The 17597-nt window shown below is 71.5% G+C and carries 20 protein-coding genes; 11 read left to right on the forward strand and 9 right to left on the reverse strand.

The window, feature by feature from the left end:
* Nucleotides 1-203: 203 nt before the first annotated feature.
* Nucleotides 204-1175 (forward strand): Bug family tripartite tricarboxylate transporter substrate binding protein, encoded by a 972-nt coding sequence (locus EP26_RS10960; protein ID WP_211259419.1) that lies wholly within the window; start codon nucleotides 204-206, stop codon nucleotides 1173-1175.
* A gap of 6 nt (nucleotides 1176-1181) precedes the next feature.
* Here the strand turns inward: EP26_RS10960 and EP26_RS31865 are convergent, their stop codons facing one another.
* Nucleotides 1182-2111 (reverse strand): calcium-binding protein, encoded by a 930-nt coding sequence (locus EP26_RS31865; RefSeq protein WP_052389045.1) that lies wholly within the window; start codon nucleotides 2109-2111, stop codon nucleotides 1182-1184.
* 257 nt (nucleotides 2112-2368) lie between these two features.
* Between EP26_RS31865 and EP26_RS10970 the strand changes: the two genes are divergently transcribed.
* Together EP26_RS10970 and EP26_RS10975 are read left to right on the forward strand one after the other, a co-directional pair.
* A complete protein-coding gene (locus EP26_RS10970; protein ID WP_157033489.1) occupies nucleotides 2369-3292 on the forward strand; it encodes a DUF1835 domain-containing protein in 924 nt (307 codons plus the stop codon).
* Entirely contained in the window at nucleotides 3289-4206 is a 918-nt protein-coding gene (locus EP26_RS10975; RefSeq protein ID WP_043338525.1) for an isoaspartyl peptidase/L-asparaginase family protein, read from the forward strand. The genes EP26_RS10970 and EP26_RS10975 overlap by 4 nt, the downstream gene beginning before the upstream one ends.
* Nucleotides 4207-4243: 37 nt before the next feature.
* Here EP26_RS10975 and EP26_RS10980 read toward each other — a convergent pair whose 3' ends face one another.
* Complete coding sequence (locus tag EP26_RS10980) at nucleotides 4244-4582, reverse strand: hypothetical protein (protein ID WP_157033490.1); 339 nt, start codon at nucleotides 4580-4582, stop codon at nucleotides 4244-4246.
* Between the two features lie 243 nt (nucleotides 4583-4825).
* On the opposite strand from EP26_RS10980, the gene EP26_RS10985 reads away from it, so the two are divergent.
* On the forward strand, nucleotides 4826-5299 hold the full coding sequence (locus EP26_RS10985) for a DUF1203 domain-containing protein (protein ID WP_043338527.1): 474 nt from the start codon (nucleotides 4826-4828) through the stop codon (nucleotides 5297-5299).
* Here EP26_RS10985 and EP26_RS10990 read toward each other — a convergent pair whose 3' ends face one another.
* Nucleotides 5300-7165 (reverse strand): ABC-F family ATP-binding cassette domain-containing protein, encoded by a 1866-nt coding sequence (locus EP26_RS10990; RefSeq protein ID WP_043338529.1) that lies wholly within the window; start codon nucleotides 7163-7165, stop codon nucleotides 5300-5302. It abuts the gene before it with no gap.
* Between the two features lie 44 nt (nucleotides 7166-7209).
* The gene (locus EP26_RS34765) at nucleotides 7210-7374 is read right to left on the reverse strand and encodes a hypothetical protein (RefSeq protein ID WP_157033491.1); all 165 of its coding nucleotides are present in this window, start codon (nucleotides 7372-7374) and stop codon (nucleotides 7210-7212) included.
* 108 nt (nucleotides 7375-7482) lie between these two features.
* Here EP26_RS34765 and ndk point away from each other — a divergent pair, with 108 nt between their 5' ends.
* Nucleotides 7483-7905, forward strand: a complete 423-nt coding sequence (gene ndk / locus EP26_RS10995; RefSeq protein ID WP_043338530.1) for a nucleoside-diphosphate kinase — start codon at nucleotides 7483-7485, stop codon at nucleotides 7903-7905.
* A 37-nt stretch (nucleotides 7906-7942) separates the two neighbouring features.
* On the opposite strand, the gene EP26_RS34770 is transcribed toward ndk, so the two are convergent.
* From EP26_RS34770 to purM, 3 genes are read right to left on the reverse strand one after another with little or no spacing between them, the layout of a single operon-like run.
* A complete protein-coding gene (locus tag EP26_RS34770; protein ID WP_157033492.1) occupies nucleotides 7943-8101 on the reverse strand; it encodes a preprotein translocase subunit SecE in 159 nt (52 codons plus the stop codon).
* Nucleotides 8102-8111: 10 nt separating this feature from the next.
* Nucleotides 8112-8771: a phosphoribosylglycinamide formyltransferase gene (gene purN / locus EP26_RS11000; RefSeq protein ID WP_052389046.1), complete on the reverse strand. Its 660-nt coding sequence runs from the start codon at nucleotides 8769-8771 to the stop codon at nucleotides 8112-8114.
* On the reverse strand, nucleotides 8768-9841 hold the full coding sequence (purM, locus tag EP26_RS11005) for a phosphoribosylformylglycinamidine cyclo-ligase (RefSeq protein WP_043338618.1): 1074 nt from the start codon (nucleotides 9839-9841) through the stop codon (nucleotides 8768-8770). Before purM ends, purN begins: the two co-directional genes overlap by 4 nt.
* Before the next feature lie 95 nt (nucleotides 9842-9936).
* Between purM and EP26_RS37390 the strand changes: the two genes are divergently transcribed.
* Genes EP26_RS37390 through EP26_RS11035 form a run of 6 tightly spaced genes read left to right on the forward strand, consistent with a single transcriptional unit; the run spans nucleotide 9937 to nucleotide 16801 of the window.
* Nucleotides 9937-10629: a hypothetical protein gene (locus EP26_RS37390; RefSeq protein WP_043338532.1), complete on the forward strand. Its 693-nt coding sequence runs from the start codon at nucleotides 9937-9939 to the stop codon at nucleotides 10627-10629.
* Nucleotides 10616-11212, forward strand: coding sequence for a CDP-alcohol phosphatidyltransferase family protein (locus EP26_RS11015; RefSeq protein ID WP_245624368.1), 597 nt, complete (start codon nucleotides 10616-10618; stop codon nucleotides 11210-11212). Before EP26_RS37390 ends, EP26_RS11015 begins: the two co-directional genes overlap by 14 nt.
* A gap of 26 nt (nucleotides 11213-11238) precedes the next feature.
* Nucleotides 11239-12372: an AI-2E family transporter gene (locus EP26_RS11020; protein ID WP_084112460.1), complete on the forward strand. Its 1134-nt coding sequence runs from the start codon at nucleotides 11239-11241 to the stop codon at nucleotides 12370-12372.
* A complete protein-coding gene (locus tag EP26_RS11025) occupies nucleotides 12372-13118 on the forward strand; it encodes a P-loop NTPase family protein (RefSeq protein WP_052389047.1) in 747 nt (248 codons plus the stop codon). Before EP26_RS11020 ends, EP26_RS11025 begins: the two co-directional genes overlap by 1 nt.
* 9 nt (nucleotides 13119-13127) lie before the next feature.
* The gene (locus EP26_RS11030; protein WP_043338534.1) at nucleotides 13128-15311 is read left to right on the forward strand and encodes an RNA degradosome polyphosphate kinase; all 2184 of its coding nucleotides are present in this window, start codon (nucleotides 13128-13130) and stop codon (nucleotides 15309-15311) included.
* 5 nt (nucleotides 15312-15316) lie between these two features.
* Entirely contained in the window at nucleotides 15317-16801 is a 1485-nt protein-coding gene (locus EP26_RS11035) for a Ppx/GppA family phosphatase (RefSeq protein ID WP_043338536.1), read from the forward strand.
* A 25-nt stretch (nucleotides 16802-16826) separates the two neighbouring features.
* Here EP26_RS11035 and EP26_RS11040 read toward each other — a convergent pair whose 3' ends face one another.
* On the reverse strand, nucleotides 16827-17144 hold the full coding sequence (locus tag EP26_RS11040) for a hypothetical protein (protein ID WP_043338537.1): 318 nt from the start codon (nucleotides 17142-17144) through the stop codon (nucleotides 16827-16829).
* Nucleotides 17145-17180: 36 nt separating this feature from the next.
* The gene (locus EP26_RS11045; RefSeq protein ID WP_043338538.1) at nucleotides 17181-17585 is read right to left on the reverse strand and encodes a hypothetical protein; all 405 of its coding nucleotides are present in this window, start codon (nucleotides 17583-17585) and stop codon (nucleotides 17181-17183) included.
* Nucleotides 17586-17597 lie beyond the last annotated feature (12 nt).

The raw sequence follows: 17597 nt of genomic DNA on the forward strand, positions 1-17597 counted from the left end.
CGGGCCAGGTTCTCCTGGCCGGCAGGCTCCATCCAGGGTGGTGCGGAGACGCCACATCGGCGAAGTCTTTACAGGGGCTTTGCCTAAATCCGGTCGCGAGGGGAAATTGCAGCGTAACCGCTGGCCGGCCGGTTGCGCGCTGGCGCCGCTGCCACGACCATGCCGGAAACCGGCCCTGAAAGGCCGCACCGGGAGAGATATCCATGCCCATGCGCCGCCGCAGCCTGCTCGCTGCCCCCTTTGCCACGCCGTTGCTCGCCAGCCCGGCCATCGCCCAATCCGGCTTCCCCAACCGCCCGATTCGCATGCTGGTGCCCTGGCTTCCCGGCGGCTCCTCCGACGTACCGCTGCGCGTGCTGAGCGAGTTGGCAAGCGCGAAGCTCGGCCAGCCCGTGATAGTGGAGAACAAGCCCGGCGCCTCCGGCACGCTCGGCGCCCTGGCCATGTCGCAGGAGGCGAAGGGCGACGGCCACCTGGTCGGCCAGATGCCGGTGACCATCTTCCGCCTGCCGGCCATGTCGCGCCGTCCGACCTTCGATCCGGCGAAGGATTTCAGCTGGATCCTGCACCTGACAGGCTATGTCTTCGGCGTCGTCGTCCGTGCCGACCAGCCCTGGCAGACATGGCAGGAATTCGTCGCCTACGCGAAGGCCAATCCCGGCAAGGTCACCTACGGCACGCCCGGCGTCGGCAGCACGCTGCACATCACGATGGAGCGCATCGGCGAGATGCTCGGCATCGAGTGGCTGCACATCCCCTTCCGCGGCGGCGCCGACAACACCCAGGCCGTGCTTTCGGGCCAGACCGTGGCGAACAGCGACAGCACCGGCTGGGCGCAGCTGGTGCAGGAAGGCCGGCTCCGCCTGCTGGTGGTCTGGACCGCGGAGCGCGCCAAGCGCTTCCCCAACGTTCCCACGCTGCGCGAGGTGGGTATCGACATCGTCGCCGACAGCCCCTTCGGCATCGGTGCGCCGAAAGGCGTCGATCCGGGCATCGTGCGGGTGCTGCACGATGCCTTCAGGGAGGCGCTGTTCGACCCGAAGCATGTCGAGACGCTGGACCGCTACGACATGCCGCTGCGCTACATGAACAGCGAGGATTACGCCGCATTCGCCATGAAGACTTATGCGGAGGAGAGCGCCATCATCCGCAAGCTCGGCCTCAGGATGGACTGAACCTCCTCAGGACAGGATGAAATCCGCCGCCGTCAGCTGATACACCCCGGCGAGCTCGATCTCGCCGTTCGGGCCGGATGGCGTTGGCACCGGGAAGTCCGGAGGCGGGTTTCCGAAGACGGCGGCGAGCTGAACGATGGTGCGCCCCTCCTCGATCACGGTGCGGACCTGAAGGCCGAGGCTCGCGCCGAATTCGCCCTCGCCGAGAAAGACCGATTCCCGGTCCGGGGCGAAAGTGTTGGCGTAGCCGCGGAGGTCGATACGGTCCACGCCCTGGTAGAAGTCGAGGATCACGTCCCGCGCGCCGGCGCCGACCCCGGTCTCGATATCGCCAAACGGAATATCCCTGACGTAGACGAAGGTATCGGCGCCGGCCCCGCCGGTCAGCCGGTCGGCGCCTTCCTCCCCGCGCAAGCGGTCGTTGCCGGTGCCGCCGCAGAGCCGATCGATGCCGCGGCCACCGTCGATGGTGTCGTTGTCGGCGCCGCCGTAGATCTGGTCGGCCCCGCCGCCGCCATCGATCGTATCGTCGCCCCTGCCACCAAAGAGCAGGTCCGCCCCATCCGCGCCGATCACACCGATGCTGCCCGTCGGGCTGCCGCCGAAGACGCCATAGCCGGCGATCGAGTCATTGCCATCGCCGCCGAATACCGTGTCGATCCCGAAGCCGGCGCTGACCAGGTCATTGCCGGCCCCGGCCAGGATGAGGTTGCGACCGGGCAGGAACTCGCCGGAATTGTAGGGTGGCGGCAACGGCCCGCTGCCGCTGCTGATGAAATTGTCGCCGAAGATCACGTCATTCCCGGCGCCGGCGAGGATGGCGTCGTTGCCCTGCAATCCTTCGATCCGGTCATCCCCGGCGCCGGCGAGGATCAGGTCGTTCCCCGTCGTTCCGAGTAGGCTATCCGGCCCTGCAGTACCGTTGCGAACTGCCATGGTCTTGCGCCTCCCGCCTTTTGCGCGAGCCTAGGACGGCCAGCACGCTCCACGCGATGGTTCCGATGACACGCTTGCGCGACGCCGCTGCCGCTGCCGTTCGCGTGGCAAAGGGGGTGGCGCGGCGCTGCCGTTCCATCGCATGCTTCGCCAAGATCGGCCGACCAAGCCAGCAGGAGACGGAGGAGAGGCATGGCCGGAAGGCCGCGCGACATGGCAAACGCATTCGCCCGGCGCCAGGCAGGACCGCGCCGCCGGTGACGCCGCTGTTGCATCTGCGCTGCGGCGACGACCTCCGCGGCCGCCTTCAGTCGGCCGGGATCGCCGGCGAATACCTCTGCTTCGCCGACCCGGTCTGCGTCGGCCCAGCGCAGGACGATGGTGACCTGATGGCCTGGCTCGGGATGCGCGCGCGTTACGTGGCGCTGCATACAGGGCAGGACCCGGCCGCCGTGCGCCTCCGCCTCGGCCGCGAATATGCCGCCCTCAACGGCCTGCACCGGCGCGAGGCCGTATGGCTCTGGTTCGAGCATGACCTCTGGGACCAGATCGCGCTTATTCGCATCCTCTCCCTGCTCGCCGAGAAACGCCTGCTGCGCGGCAAGCTGCTGCTGCTGCCCGCCGATGGCGACCGCAGCTTCCCCGCGCTCAGCGATGCTGAACTCGGTGCGCTCCAACCCACGCCGCTCTCCGATCTGCAGATCGAGCAGGCCGCCGAGGCCTGGGCCGCCTTCGCCGCGCCCGACCCGCGCGGGCTGGACGCCTTCAGCCGGCGGGAGCTTGCCTTGCCCTTCCTCGCCGCGGCGCTGCGCCGCCACTTGCGCGACCTCCCCTGGACGACCGACGGTCTCGGCGAGACCGAACGCCGCGCGCTGCGCGCCATCGCCGAGGGCGCCACGGACGAGGCCACCGTGTTCCAGAAGTTGCAGGACGGCGACCCGATCTTCCACGTCACCGACCTGATCGTGCGCGAGGTGATCAACCGCCTGCGCCAGGGACCGAACCGCTTGGTCTCGCGCGATGCGCAGCTGCATCCGACGCCGCGCGGCGCCGCCGTGCTGGCCGGCACGGACCGCTTCCGCCCGCCACCGCGCTTCCATGCCGGCGTGCATGTGCTGCCGGACCCGCCCTGGCTTTGGGATCCGGCGCAGGTCGCCGTCATCCCGGGACCCGCTGCATGAGCTTCACCCTCGTCATCCATGGCGGCGCCGGCACCATCCTGCGCGAGGACATGTCAGCCGCCCGCGAGGCGGAGTACCGGGCTGCATTGGAGGTTGCGCTCGCCGCCGGCGGCGCGATCCTGGAGCAGGGCGGCAGCGCCCTCAATGCAGTGGAGCAAGCGGTGCGCGCCTTGGAAGACTGCCCGCTCTTCAACGCCGGCCGCGGCGCCACATTCACCGCCGCCGGCACGATCGAAATGGATGCGGCGCTGATGGATGGTGCTGCGCACCGCGCCGGCGCCGTCGCCGGCGTGCAGCGCATCCGTAACCCTATCACGGCCGCACGGGCGGTGATGGAGCGCACGCCGCATGTGCTGCTGATCGGCCCCGCAGCCGATGACTTCGCCGAAGCCGAGGGGCTCGGCCTCGCGCCGCCCGAGTATTTCCGCACCGAGCATCGCTGGCAGCAACTGCAGGCGGCGCTGGCGGCGCGGCGCATCGCCCTCGATCACGACCTGCCCGCACGCATGGGCACGGTCGGCGCCGTCGCGCGCGACCGCAGCGGCCGCCTCGCCGCCGCCACCTCCACTGGAGGGATGACGAACAAGCGCGCCGGCCGCGTCGGCGACAGCCCGCTGATCGGCGCCGGCACCTGGGCCGATGCGACGGTCGCGGTCAGCTGCACGGGAGTAGGGGAAGCCTTCATCCGCTGCGCCGCCGCGCATGAGCTCTCCGCCCTGATGCGCCACCGTGGTCAGCCGGTGCAGCAGGCCGCCGCCGAGGTTGCGGAGGTGCTGGTGCCTGCCAGCGGGGGCAGCGGCGGCCTCATCGCCGTCGATGCGAAGGGCGAGCCAGGCATCGCCTTCGGCACGCCCGGCATGTATCGCGGCATCCTCCGCGATGGCGCAGCGCCGGAGATCGGCATCTACGCCTGAGGCTCGGAGAGCCGAAGCTCTCCGGGGTCACGGACGATCAGCTGCGCGGCGCACCGACGCCAAGGCTGGCAAGGCCGCCATTGTCCTGCTGCGGCGCGTAGACCACGCGCGGGCCGCCATCGGCGAGGCCGCCGACCAGCGTGCCGGCCTGGCCCGGGAAGCTGTTCACCGCACCATAGGTGTAGCTGTGGTCGCGCGGGCCGCCGCTCATCACCACTTGGGCGCCGCCCAGGATGTTGTTGGTGGAGGGGGTGGCATAGACCACGCGCGGGCCGCCATCACCGCCGCCGCCGACCAGCATCGGACCTTCCTGCGCCAGCGCGGCACCGGTGGCGCCCAAGGCGATCACGGAAGCGAGAAGAGCAGAGCGAAGCATTATCCTGTCCTTTGTGGCTGGGCAGCTCATGACCGCCCTCGCCGCCAAAATTGGGCCGCATCGCTCCGCCTCGCCAATGCATTCGGCGCATACCCATGATTCGCGAAATGGATGATGCGGAACCGGCGACCGGACCCAAGGGTCGCGCCTGCGTGAAGCTTGGGCTCCTCGCATGCCAGCGCAACCCGCGGAAGGCGCACTGCCCCCATCCGCGCGAGGCTGCACGCGAAGGAGACCCCGCGCATGACACGGTTCCGCTGCACGCCCATCCCGACCGAGACTGCCCAGCGCTGGCGCGCCACCGGCACCGACGACCGCGGCCAGCCCCTGCATCACCGCATCGTAAATGGTCCTGGCTTCCCCTGCCGCCATTGCCTGCGACTGGGCGAGCCGGGCGAGGCGATGCTGCTCGGCAGCTACGCCCTGCCGCATCCGCAGGGCGTCTACTGGACGCCGAGCCCGATCTTCCTCCACGCCCGCGACTGCGCCTGCTTCGAAGCGGCAAACGAGATCGCCCCCATCGTGCTCGCCAATGGCATCGTCTCCGTCCGCGCCTATGACGCCGATGAGATGTGCCTCTACGACCTCGGCGCCATCAGCGAGGGCGGCGCAGTCGCGCCGCTGCTGGACCGCGCCCTCGCCGACCCGCGGACGCGCTTCGTCAACATCCACACCGCGCGGCCTGGTTGCCTGCTGACGGCGGTGGAGCGGCTGTGACTACGCCGCTTCCAGCTTCTCCTGCAGCTCCAGCCACTCGCTCTCGAGACCGGGCAGGATCTTGTTGATCACCGCGCGGCGCGTGGTGGCGCGGTTGATCAGGTCGGTCTTGTTGTTGGCGTAGAGCCGCGGGTCGGCCAGCGCCTTGTCGATCACCGCCGCCTCGTCCTGCAGCTTGGCGATTTGCGCCTCGATCTGCTTCAGCCGCTCGCGCAGCGGGGCGAGGGCCATGCGGCTCTCCGCCCGGCCGCGCCGCTCCGAAGGCCGCGCCGCGCCCGCCGGCTCGCTGCGCGAGGCTCGCCGCCCGCCGCCGAGCAAGGCGCGGTAGTCGTCGAGGTCGCCGTCGAAGGGCTCGACCTTGCCATTGCCCACCAGCCACAGCCGGTCCGCCACCAGCTCCACCAGATGCGGGTCGTGGCTGATGAGGATGACGGCGCCGTTATAGTCGGCCAGCGCCTTCACCAGCGCATCGCGCGCGTCGATGTCGAGGTGGTTGGTCGGCTCGTCGAGGATCAGCAGCTGCGGCGCCTCGCGCGTGCAGAGCGCCAGCAGCAGCCGCGCCTTCTCCCCGCCCGAGCAGGCGGAGATCTTCGTCGTCGCCCGCTCCACGTCGAGGCCGAAGCGGGCGAGCTGGGAGCGGCATTGGGTGACGGTCGCCTTGGGCATCGCCGCCTGCATGTGGGAGAGTGGCGTGCCCTCCATGTCGAGCTCATCCGTCTGGTGCTGGGCGAAGTAGCCGATCTTCAGCTTGGGCGAGCGGAACTCCCGCCCGCCCATCAGCGAAAGCCGCCCGGCGAAGAGCTTCGCCAGCGTCGACTTGCCGTTGCCGTTGGCGCCGAGGAGCGCGATACGGTCGTCCTGGTCCAGCCGCAGGTCGAGCCCCTTCAGCACCACGCGCCCGTCATAGCCGATGCTGCCGCCGGAGATGGAGAGCACGGGAGGGGCCAGCTCGGCCGGCTCCGGGAAGGCAAAGCGCGTCACATGGTCCTCGACCACGCTCTCGATCGCCGGCATCCGCTCCAGCGCCTTGATGCGCGACTGCGCCTGGCGCGCCTTGCTCGCCTTGGCGCGAAAGCGGTCGACGAAGCTCTGGATATGCGCCCGCTCGGCGGCAAGTTTCTCGTTCATCGCCGCCTGCTGCGCCTGGCGCTCGGTGCGGACGCGGACGAAATTGTCGAAGGCGCCCGGGTACAGCGTCAGCTTGCCCCGGTCGAGATGGGCGATGGCATCGACGCAGCGTTCCAGCAGCCCGCGGTCGTGGCTGACGATGATGGCCGCGCCTGAGAAGCGCTGCAGCCACCCCTCCAGCCACATCGTCGCCTCGAGGTCGAGGTGGTTGGTTGGCTCGTCGAGCAGCAGCAATTCGGGCTCGAGGAAGAGCACGCGAGCCAGCGCCACGCGCATCCGCCAGCCGCCGGAGAACTCGGTGCTCGGCCGCGCCTGCGCCGCCGCATCGAAGCCGAGGCCGGCGAGGATGGTCGCGGCGCGCGAGGGCGCGCTGTCCGCCTGTATGGCGATCAGCCGTTCGTGGATCTCGCCCATGCGGTGCGGCTCGGGCTGGCCTTCGGCCTCGGCGAGCAGTGCCGCGCGCTCGGTATCGGCGGCGAGCACTGTCTCCAGCAGGCTCTCCGGCCCGCCCGGCGCCTCCTGCGCCACATGGCCCATCCGGGCGCGCTGGGCGAGGCGGATATCCCCGCCATCCGGCTGGATATCGCCGATGATCGCCTTCAACAGGGTGGACTTGCCGGCCCCGTTGCGGCCGACCAGCCCGACCTTGCGGCCGGGATCGACGGCGAGGTCGGCGCCTTCCAGCAGGGTTCGGCCGGCGATGCGGAGGGTGAGGTCGCGGATGGCGAGCACGGTCATGCGCGCCTTCTACAGCCGCCCCGGCCCTCCGTCACGCATGCAGGCTAGCTCGGCTGTCCTTCGCTTTCGGCCTCGGGCGGGGAGGGGGGCTTCGGCGCCGGTGCCTCGGCCCATTCGTCGGAGACCATGCCCTGCTGGCTACTCACCAGGTCGATATCGGCCTGGCTGGGCGGGCGGGGGATTTTCGGCTTCGGCGTGTCATCGGCCATGGGACGCTCCTTTGCTGTGCCCCCAACGCCCGATGCCGGGCCGGGTTGGGCTTGCATCCGCGCCCGGGCCCGCCTATCCCGCCGCCACCGTCACGAAGGAACGCCACCATGGCCGTCGAACGCACCCTTTCCATCATCAAGCCGGACGCCACCCGCCGGAACCTGACCGGCAAGATCAACGCCAAGTTCGAGGAGGCCGGCCTCCGCATCGTCGGCCAGAAGCGCCTGCAGCTGAGCGAGGCCCAGGCCGGCGCCTTCTACGCCGTCCACAAGGAGCGGCCTTTCTACAAGGACCTGGTCAGCTTCATGATCAGCGGCCCGGTGGTGGTGCAGGTGCTCGAGGGCGAGAGCGCCGTCGCCAAGAACCGCGAGATCATGGGCGCCACCAATCCGGCCAATGCCGCGCCGGGCACCATCCGCAAGGAATTCGCCGAGAGCATCGAGGCCAACAGCGTCCACGGCTCGGACAGCGCCGAGAACGCGGCGACCGAGATCGCCTTCTTCTTCGCCGGCACCGAGATCGTCGGCTGAAACAGCGGGGCCGGCTCCTGGGGCCGGCCCCCTTCCGTCAGGCCACGAAGAGCAGCAGCGCCAGCAGCACCAGCACGGTGATCACGATCCCCCAGGTGGAGAACTGCAGGAAGCCCTCCCACCCCCGCTGCCGGTCGAGCAGCAGCGCCTTCTGGTCGACTTCCCCGAAATCGTAATGCTCACGGTGTTCGGCCACGGTCCGGTCCTCATCCACTCTCGGAATGGGGTGTAGAAAGCGCGGGCGGGCTCGGCAAGGGGTTGGCGAGCGCCGCCACGCTGTCGGGATGCATCGCCGCCCCGCCGGCCGCGACGCGTAGCGCCGCCGGATAGATCCGGTGCTCCTGGGCCAGCACCCGGGCGGCCAGCGCCGCCTCGGTATCCCCCGGTAGCACCGGCACCGCGGCCTGGGCGAGGATCGGCCCGGCATCCATCTCCTCGGTCACCTGATGCACCGTGCAGCCATGCAGCCGGACGCCGGCGGCCAGCGCCCGCGCATGGGTGTCGAGCCCCGGGAAGGCCGGCAGCAGGCTCGGGTGGATGTTCAGCATCCGCCCCGCCCAGCGCCCGACGAGGAAGGGTGTCAGCAGCCGCATATAGCCGGCGAGGCAGACGAGCCGGATGCCGTGCTGCTCCAGAACATCCTGCACCGCCGCCTCATGTGCCGCCCGGTCGCGGCCGAAGGACTTGCTGGCAACCACCGCCATCGGCACCCCGGCCGCCGCGGCCACCGCCAGCCCGCCCGCATCCGCCTTGTTGGAGAGCACGAGGGCGATCTCCGCCGGAAAATCCGGCGCCCGCGCCGCTTCGATCAGCGCCACCATGTTGGAGCCGCGGCCGGAGATCAGGATGGCGGTCCGGACCTTCACCTCGGCCAGGTCTCCGGCAGGTTGTCGATCCGCACCTGCGCCTCGCCGCTCCCGGCTTCCAGTGAGCCGATGCGGAACACGGTCTCGCCCGCGCCCTCCAGCAGGGCGGTCGCCTCCGCCACGGCCCCGGCCGCGACGACGACGACCATGCCGATCCCGCAGTTGAAGACGCGCAGCATCTCCTCCGGCGCGACATTGCCGGCCTGCGCCAGCCAGGCGAAGACCGGCGGCACCGTCCAGGCTCCCGCATCCACCGCCGCGGCGACGCCTTCGGGCAGCACCCGCGGCAGGTTGCCGGGCAATCCGCCCCCGGTGATATGGGCAGCCGCCTTCAGCAGCCCCTTGCGGTGCAACGCCAGCAGTGACTTCACATAGATCCGCGTCGGCGCCAGCAGCGCCTCGCCCAGGGTCCCGCCGCCGAAGGGGGAGGGGGCATCGAGGCCGGTCCCTGCCGCCTCCACCACCCGCCGCACCAGCGAGAAGCCGTTGGAGTGCACCCCCGTGCTGGCGAGCCCCAGCAGAACGTCGCCCGGCCCCACATCCGGCCGCGGAAGCAGCGCCCCGCGCTCCGCGGCGCCGACCGAGAAGCCGGCGAGGTCGTAATCCTCGGCGGCATACATCCCCGGCATCTCCGCCGTCTCGCCGCCGACCAGGGCGCAGCCCGCCTGCCGGCACCCCTCGGCGATGCCGGAGATCACGTCCCGCGCCTGCTCCAGCCGCAGCTTCCCGGTGGCAAAGTAGTCGAGGAAGAACAGCGGCTCCGCCCCCTGCACCACGAGGTCGTTCACGCACATGGCGACCAGGTCGATGCCGACCGTGCCATGCAGCCCGGCATCGAGCGCTACCCGCAGCTTGGTGCCGACGCCATCGGTCGAGCTGACCAGCACCGGGTCGGTGAAGCCGGCCGCCTTCAGGTCGAAGAGTGCGCCGAAGCCGCCGAGCCCGCCCATGGTGCCGGTCCGGCTGGTGGACCGGGCCATCGGCTTGATCGCCTCGACCAGCGCGTCGCCGGCGTCGATGTCCACCCCGGCATCACGGTAGGTCAGGCTGTTTCGCGGGGAACTGGTCAGGGCGGCCTCCGATCGGCTAAGGGGAGTCCGCGGCTTTCTAGCGCGCCTTTTCGGGCGCGTCCCCTGTGCCGGGCCGCATGGCAGGAGAAAGCGCAATGCTGGGCAGATCGGGCGTCCTCCGGGGCATGGCGGCCCTCGCGCTGTTGCTTGCCGCCACCCCCGCCCTGGCGCAGATGGCCGCCCTGCCGCCCCCGGTCGCCACGACGCCGGATGCCTCGGCGCTGAACCTCACCCAGCGCGGCATCCCCGCCGAGGCCTCGGCCGAGAACGGCGTGCTGGCCCGCGAGCGGGCGCTGGCCGCCGGCCGCCGCACCGCCTGGGAACGGGCGCTGAGCGAGGCCGGGCTGCCGCCGGTCAACCTCTCCGACCAGCGGCTCGAGGACATGGTCCGCTCCATCGTCATCGAGCAGGAGCGCACGGCGCCGACCCGCTACACCGGCCGCATCACCGTGGTCTTCGACCCCAACCGGGTGCGCTCGGCGCTCGGCGGCAGCGTCACCGTGCCGGGCGCCTCGCCGCCCCCTGTCGCCGCCGGCGCCCCGGCCTCGAATTGGATCGAGGCCAGGGCCATCTACCGCTCCATGGGTGAGTGGCTCGAACTCCAGCGGCGGCTGCGCGGGGCACCCCCGGTCGCCTCGGTCGATATCCAGGCGATCGCGGTGGATGCGGCGCGGCTGCGCCTCGGCCTGCGCGCCCCGCCGCCCGAGGCCGCGGCGCTGCTTGCCGCCATCGGCATCGCGCTGGAACAGGCGGGCCCCGCCTGGCGGCTGGGCCTTGCCGGAAGCTGACACCCGCCGGACCGAGCAGGCGCCGCCGCATGTGCTCGTCACCCTGCCCAACCTCATCACCCTGGCGCGGCTCTGCGCCGTGCCGGCCACCATCTGGCTGATCCTGCACCGCCGCCTCGACCTTGCCTTCTATGTGTTCGTCGGCGCCGGCATCTCGGACGGCGTCGATGGCTGGCTGGCGCGGGTGACCAATACCCGCAGCGCGCTCGGGGCGATGCTCGACCCGGTGGCGGACAAGGCGCTGCTGGTCTCAGTCTATGTGACGCTCGCCGCCATCGGCGGGCTGCCGGACTGGCTCGCCATGCTGGTGGTGTTCCGCGACCTGCTGATCGTCGGCGGCGTGCTGGTGCTCTGGGGGCTCGGCCAACCGCCGCGCATCCGCCCGCTGCTGGTCTCGAAGCTGAACACCTGCGCGCAGATCGCGCTAGCCGCCCTCGCCCTCCTGATCCTCGGCTTCGGCCTGGCCGCGGACGGGCTGCTGACCGGGCTGACCTGGGCGGTCGCGCTGACGACGCTCGCCTCGGGCATCGCCTATGTGGTTTCGGCCGTCCATTGGACACATCATCCACCGCCACGGCCATGAATCTCGTCCCGCCCCAGCCCCCGGCCATGAAGCCCGAACCGCCACCGCTGCCTCTTCCAGGGGCGCGCCCGCGCACCGCGCCGCCGGTGGCGACGCGCGCCCAGCGGGTGGCCCTCGCGCTCGGCGTCGCGGGCGGGCTGTTGCTGACCTTCTGGCTCTTCTCGCCGATCCTCACCCCCTTCGTGCTGGCCGCCGTCATTGCCTATTTCCTCGACCCGCCGGCGACGCGGCTGACCCGCATTGGCATCCCGCGCGGCGTCTCGGCGCTGCTGATGATCCTGGCGCTGGTGGCGCTCGCCCTGCTCTGCCTGCTGCTGCTCTACCCGCTGCTGGTCGCCCAGGTGACGGTGCTGATCCAGCGCCTGCCGGCCTATGTCCTCGGCATCGGCCAGGCGGTGCGCGATGCGCTGACCGCGCTCTCCGAGCGCCTCGGCCCCGATGTCTTCGACCAGCGCCTGCAGGACCTCGCGGTTGGCCAGGCAGGGGCGATCATCTCCTATCTCGGCACCTCGCTGGCGCGGATGATCACCGGCGGCATTGCCCTGTTCAGCGTCTTCACCCTGGTGACGGTGACGCCCGTCGTCGCCTTCTACCTGCTGCGCGACTGGCCGCGGATCATCCGTCGGATAGATGCCTGGCTGCCCCGCCGCTCCGCCAACACCCTCCGCCAGCTCGCCCGCGACACCGACCGCGTGCTCTCCGCCTGGCTGCGCGGCCAGCTGCTCTGCTGCGCGCTGCTCGCCGTCTACTACGCCGCCGCCCTCTCCGCGGTGCGGCTGGAGCTCGGCCTGACGGTCGGGCTGATGGCCGGCATCCTCTCCTTCATCCCCTATATCGGCTCCATCACCGGTCTTATCACTGCGCTGGCCCTGGCACTGGCGCAATTCGGCACCTGGAACGGCGTGCTGGTGGTGATGGCGGTCTTCGTCGCCGGCCAGGTGATCGAGGGCTACATGATCTATCCCTGGCTGCTCGGCGACCGTGTGGAGCTGCACGCCGTGTGGGTGATCTTCGCCCTCTTCGCCGGCGGCGTCGCCTTCGGCTTCCTTGGCGTGCTGCTGGCGGTGCCGCTGGCGGCGGTGATCGGCGTCATCACGCGCTACTGGTTGCGCCGCTACCTGGAAAGCCCGCTCTACCTCGACCCGCCGCGGACCGGTTGATGCTCGACACCACGGCGCCGCTGCCGCGGCAGCTCGCCCTGCCGCTGCCCGCCTTCGCCCCCTTCGAGGCCGAGCCGGTGCTGGCCGATGACAGCAATGCCGAGGCCCTCGCCTGGCTCGCCCGGCCCGAGGCTTGGCCGGGCGGCCGCCTCGCGCTTCACGGCCCGGCCGCGACCGGCAAGACACTGATGCTGCGCGGCCTCGCCGCCCGGCGCGGCTGGCCGGTGCTGACCGGCCCGGCGCTGCGCGGCCTGCCGGAGCTGCCGCCCGGCCCCGGCCTCGCCCTCGACGACGCCGACTGCATGGCCGAGGAGGCCGCGCTCTTCCACCTGCTCAACCTCGTCGCCGAACGCGGCCAACTCCTGCTGCTCGCCGGCCGTGCCCCGCCGGCGCGCTGGCCGGTGGCGCTGCCCGACCTCCGCAGCCGCCTGCGCGCCATGCCTGCCGCCGGCATCCGCCCGCCCGGCGACGGGCTGCTCGCCGCCCTGCTGCGCCGCCATTTCGCCCGCCGCCAGCTCCGGGTGGAGGAGGGGGTGCAGGCCTGGCTGCTCGCCCGCCTGCCGCGCGAAGCCGCCGCCATTGCCGAGGCCGCCGCCAGGCTCGACCGCGCCGCGCTCGCCCTCGGCGGCCGCGTCACCCGGGCGCTGGCGCGTGCAACCCTGGCCGACCTGCCGGGCTTCGGTACGGATGACGAATCGATGTCACCGGCCGAGACCGACTGCCCGCCTCCCCCGACCCTGCTGTAGGGTAGTCCGATGAGCCTCGCCGAGACCCGCACCCCGCCCGCCGCCGAACCCGTCGCCGTGCCGCTGGAGCCCGAGCGCTTCATCAACCGGGAGCTCTCCTGGCTCGACTTCAATACCCGAGTGCTTGAGGAGGCCGGCAACGAGCACCACCCGCTGCTCGAGCGGCTGCGCTTCGTCGCCATCTCCGCCGCCAACTTGGACGAGTTCTACTCCGTCCGCGTCGCCGGGCTGATCGGCCAGGAGCGCGCCGGCATCACCAGCCGCTCGCCCGACGGCCGCACCCCCTCGCAGCAGCTCGCCGCCATCCACGACCGTGCGGAGGTGCTGATCGAGGCCCAGCAGGCCGCCTGGCGCGCGTTGCGCGGCCTGATCCGCGAGGCCGGCATCATCGTCCTCCGCCCCGAGGAGCTGAGCGAGGCCGACCGCGCCTGGCTCGACGGCTGGTTCATGGAGCGCGTCTTCCCGGTCCTCACTCCGCTCGCGGTCGATCCGGCACATCCCTTCCCCTTCATCCAGAACCTCGCCGCCTGCATGGTGCTGAAGCTGGTGCGCGAGGAGGATGGCGGCACCATGCGCGCCCTGCTGCCGCTGCCGGCGCAGGTCGAGCGCTTCATCCGCCTGCCTCCCACGGAAGGCGAGAGCGCCATCCGTTTCCTCCTGCTCGAGGACCTGATCGAGCTCAGCCTGCGCCGCGTCTTCCCCGGCTTCATCCCGGCCGAGCACGGCTTCTTCCGCCTCATCCGCGACACCGACGTGGAGTTCGAGGAGGAAGCGGAGGACCTCGTCCGCTCCTATGAGACGGCGCTGAAGCGCCGCCGCAGGGGCCGCGCCATCCGCCTCAGCGTCACCGCCGCCACGCCGTCCGACATCGTCGACTTCGTCATCGAGGAGCTGGACGCCGAGCGCAGCGGCGTCTTCGTGGTGGACGGGCTGCTCGGCCTCGACGACCTCCGTCAGCTCATCGTCGACGACCGGCCGGACCTGCTCTTCACCCCCTACACCCCGCGCTTCCCCGAGCGCATCCTCGACTATGGCGGCGACTGCTTCGCCGCGATCAAGGCGAAGGACATTGTCGTCCACCACCCCTATGAGAGCTTCGACGTGGTGGTGCAGTTCCTCCGCCAGGCGGCGCGGGACCCGAATGTCGTCGCCATCAAGCAGACCCTCTACCGCACCAGCCGCGACAGCCCGATCGCCCGTGCCCTGATCGAGGCTGCGGAAGCCGGCAAGAACGTCACCGGCATCGTCGAGATCAAGGCCCGCTTCGACGAGGAGCGGAACATCGCCCTCGCCCGCGAGCTGGAAGCCGCCGGCGTGCAGGTCGTCTTCGGCTTCGTCGAGCTGAAGACCCATGCCAAAATGTCGCTCGTGGTCCGCCGCGAGGCTGGAGCACTCCGCTCCTACGCTCATTTCGGCACGGGCAACTACCACCCGATCACCGCGCGCATCTACACCGACCTGTCCTTCTTCACCGCCGACCCGGCGCTGACCGGCGATGCCGCGCGGCTCTTCAATTACATGACGGGTTATGCCCGGCCGGAGCGGATGGAGGGCCTCGCCTTCGCCCCGCTCACCATCCGCCCGACCCTGCTCGGCCTCATCGAGCAGGAGCGCCGCTTCGCCGAGGAGGGCAAGCCCGCCGGCATCTGGCTGAAGATGAACAGCCTGGTGGACGAGCAGCTGATCGACGCGCTCTACGCCGCCTCGCGCGCCGGGGTGAAGATCGACTGCGTGGTGCGCGGCATCTGCTGCCTCCGCCCCGGCGTTCCCGGCCTGTCCGAGACCATCCGGGTGAAGTCCATCGTCGGCCGCTTCCTCGAGCATTCGCGCATCCATGTCTTCGGCAACGGCCACCGCCTGCCCTCGCGCCGGGCGCGGGTCTTCATCTCCTCGGCCGACTGGATGGCGCGCAACATGGACTGGCGGGTCGAGACCATGGTGCCGGTCGAGAATGCGACCGTGCATGCCCAGGTCCTCGACCAGATCATGGTGGTGAACCTCAAGGACACTGCCCAGAGCTGGGAGCTGACCAGCGAGGCCACCTGGCACCGCCTGCCGCGTGGCCCGCAGCCGGTTTCGGCGCATGAGTATTTCATGACCAACCCCTCCCTCTCCGGCCGCGGCAGCGCGTTGCACCGCAGCGGCCGGGCAGCGATGCGCAAGCCGCGCCCCGACCGCATCGCCCAGGACTGACCAGCATGACCACTCCCGAAGCGCCCCGTTGCGGCGTCGTCGACCTCGGCTCGAACTCCGTCCGCCTCGTCATCTTCGAGGGCCGCGGGCGGAACCCGCAGGCCATCTTCAACGAGAAGGCCGTGCTCGGCCTGGGGCGCGGCCTCCAGGCGACGGGCCAGCTGAACGAGGAGGCGATCGGCCCCGCGCTCACTGTCCTCGCCCGCTACCATGCCGTCGCGCGCGCCATGCACGCCGACCCGCTCGAGGTGGTGGCGACGGCCGCCGTGCGCGACGCCAGCAATGGCGAGGCCTTCACCGCTGCCATGCAGGAGCGCATGCCGGGGCTCCGCATCCGCATCCTCACCGGCGAGGAGGAGGGCCGCCTCTCGGCCGATGGCGTGCTGCTCGGCTTCCCCGGCGCCGATGGCGTGCTCGGCGATCTCGGCGGCGGCAGCCTCGAAGTGGTGCGCCTCACCGAGGGCTGGGTCGCCCGCGCCGCCTCGCTCCCCATCGGCGCCATCCGCCTCGCCGAGCGCGCTGGGGGCGAAGTGGCCCGTGCCCGCGCCATCGCCGAGGAGGAGCTGGCGAAGCAGCCCTGGCTCGCCGAGGGCGGCGGCCGCGACCTCTATCTCGTCGGCGGCGCCTGGCGGGCGCTCGCGCGGATGCACATCGCCCAGACCGGCTATCCGCTGGCCATCGTCCACCACTACGTCCTCCGCCGCGAGGAGGCGCGCGACCTTGCCGGCGTCGTCATGGCCGCCTCCCGCCGGGTGCTGGAGCGGATGGCCGGCGCCCCGCAGAAGCGCCTGGGCGACATGCCCTTCGCTGCGGTGACGATGCGCCGCCTGCTGCGGGCGACCGGCGCCGCCCGCGTCGTCTTCTCCGCCAATGGGTTGCGCGAGGGCTGGTATTCCCGCCTGCTGCCGGAGGCGGTGCGCCAGGATGACCCGATGCTCGCCGCCGCCCGCGACCTCGCCGCCGCCTGGGGCCGCGACCCGGATCTGCCGCCCGCGCTGATCGCCTGGACCGACCCGATCTTCCCCGACCAGGATCCGGCCGTGCGCGCCCTCCGCGAAGCCGCCTGCTGGGTCTCCGACATCGGCAGCCACGATCACCCGGAATACCGGGCGGAGCAGGCCTTCCTCCGCATCCTCCGCCAGCACGGCGCCGGGCTCGACCACCATGCCCGCGCCTTCCTCGGTCTCTGCGCCGCACTGCGCTACGAGGCCGAGCCAAGCGCCCCCTTCCTCGGTCCGACCCGCGTGCTGCTCGACCTGCCGACCATCCGCCGGGCGGAGGCGCTCGGCGCCGCGCTGCGCCTGGCCTACACGCTCTGCGGCGGCACGCCCGCGCTGCTGGCCGGCACCCGGCTGGAGCGCCAGGGCGGCCGCCTCGTCCTCCGCCTCGCCGAGGGTACCGGCGTCTTCGCGGGCGAGAGCGTGCTGCGCCGCGTGGAGCAGCTCGGCGCCGTCCTCGGGCTGGAGGCGGTGGTGGAGGTCGAGGGGTAGCGCCGCCCTCGCGGAGCCCTGGCCGCTACCGCTGCGTGTTCTGGTTCAGTCCCGGCTGCATGCCGGCATTGCCGGTGCCGAGCCGCCCGGCTTCCTCCGGCCGCCCGACATCCGGCCGGAGCGAGTTGCGATCCGCCTCGAGCGGCAGCACCTGCGCCGGCGGCACGATGGGCTGCGGCTCCCGCGCCGCCTCCGCCGCATCCCGCGCGCGATCCTGCTGCTCCTCGCGGTTGAGCTGGCGCGAGGCGCGCTCCGCCGGGGTCTGGGCGAGCGCCGGCCCGGTGGCCAGCGCGGCGGCGAGGAGCAGGAGGTGAGTGGCGATGGCGTGCGGCATGCCGGCCATAGCGTTCAACCTTCGGTTCGGTTCCGTGCCTGTCCCCTACATGCAGTTGTAGAGCCGCATGCAGGAGAAGTAGCGCTGCTGGCACTGCCTCATGCAGCCGGCCCGGTCAGTCGGGGTGAAGGCCGGCGCGCTTGGGTTGGTGCTCCACATCGGCGGGCAGGCGACCTGGCAAGAGCTCTGCTGCGTAAGGCAGTTGTTGGCGATGGGCTGGGGGCAGCGCGGCAGCGCTTGGCCGCCGCCCTGCGGCGCCGGCGGCGCCACGGTCTCGCCGCTGCCACCCTCGGGTGGCAGCGGCGCCGGCTTGCCCCCGAACTGGGGTGTCGCCCCCACGGGCGGCAGCGCCTCCGGCTTGCCGGGCTGGGCCGCCGCCGTGGCGATGACGGGCATCGCCAGGGCCAGCAGCAACCGGATCGCGGCAAGGCGCATGGCTATCAGCTTCATCGTCTTCTCCGC

It is taken from the genome of Belnapia moabensis DSM 16746 (assembly GCF_000745835.1).
Classification (GTDB): domain Bacteria; phylum Pseudomonadota; class Alphaproteobacteria; order Acetobacterales; family Acetobacteraceae; genus Belnapia; species Belnapia moabensis.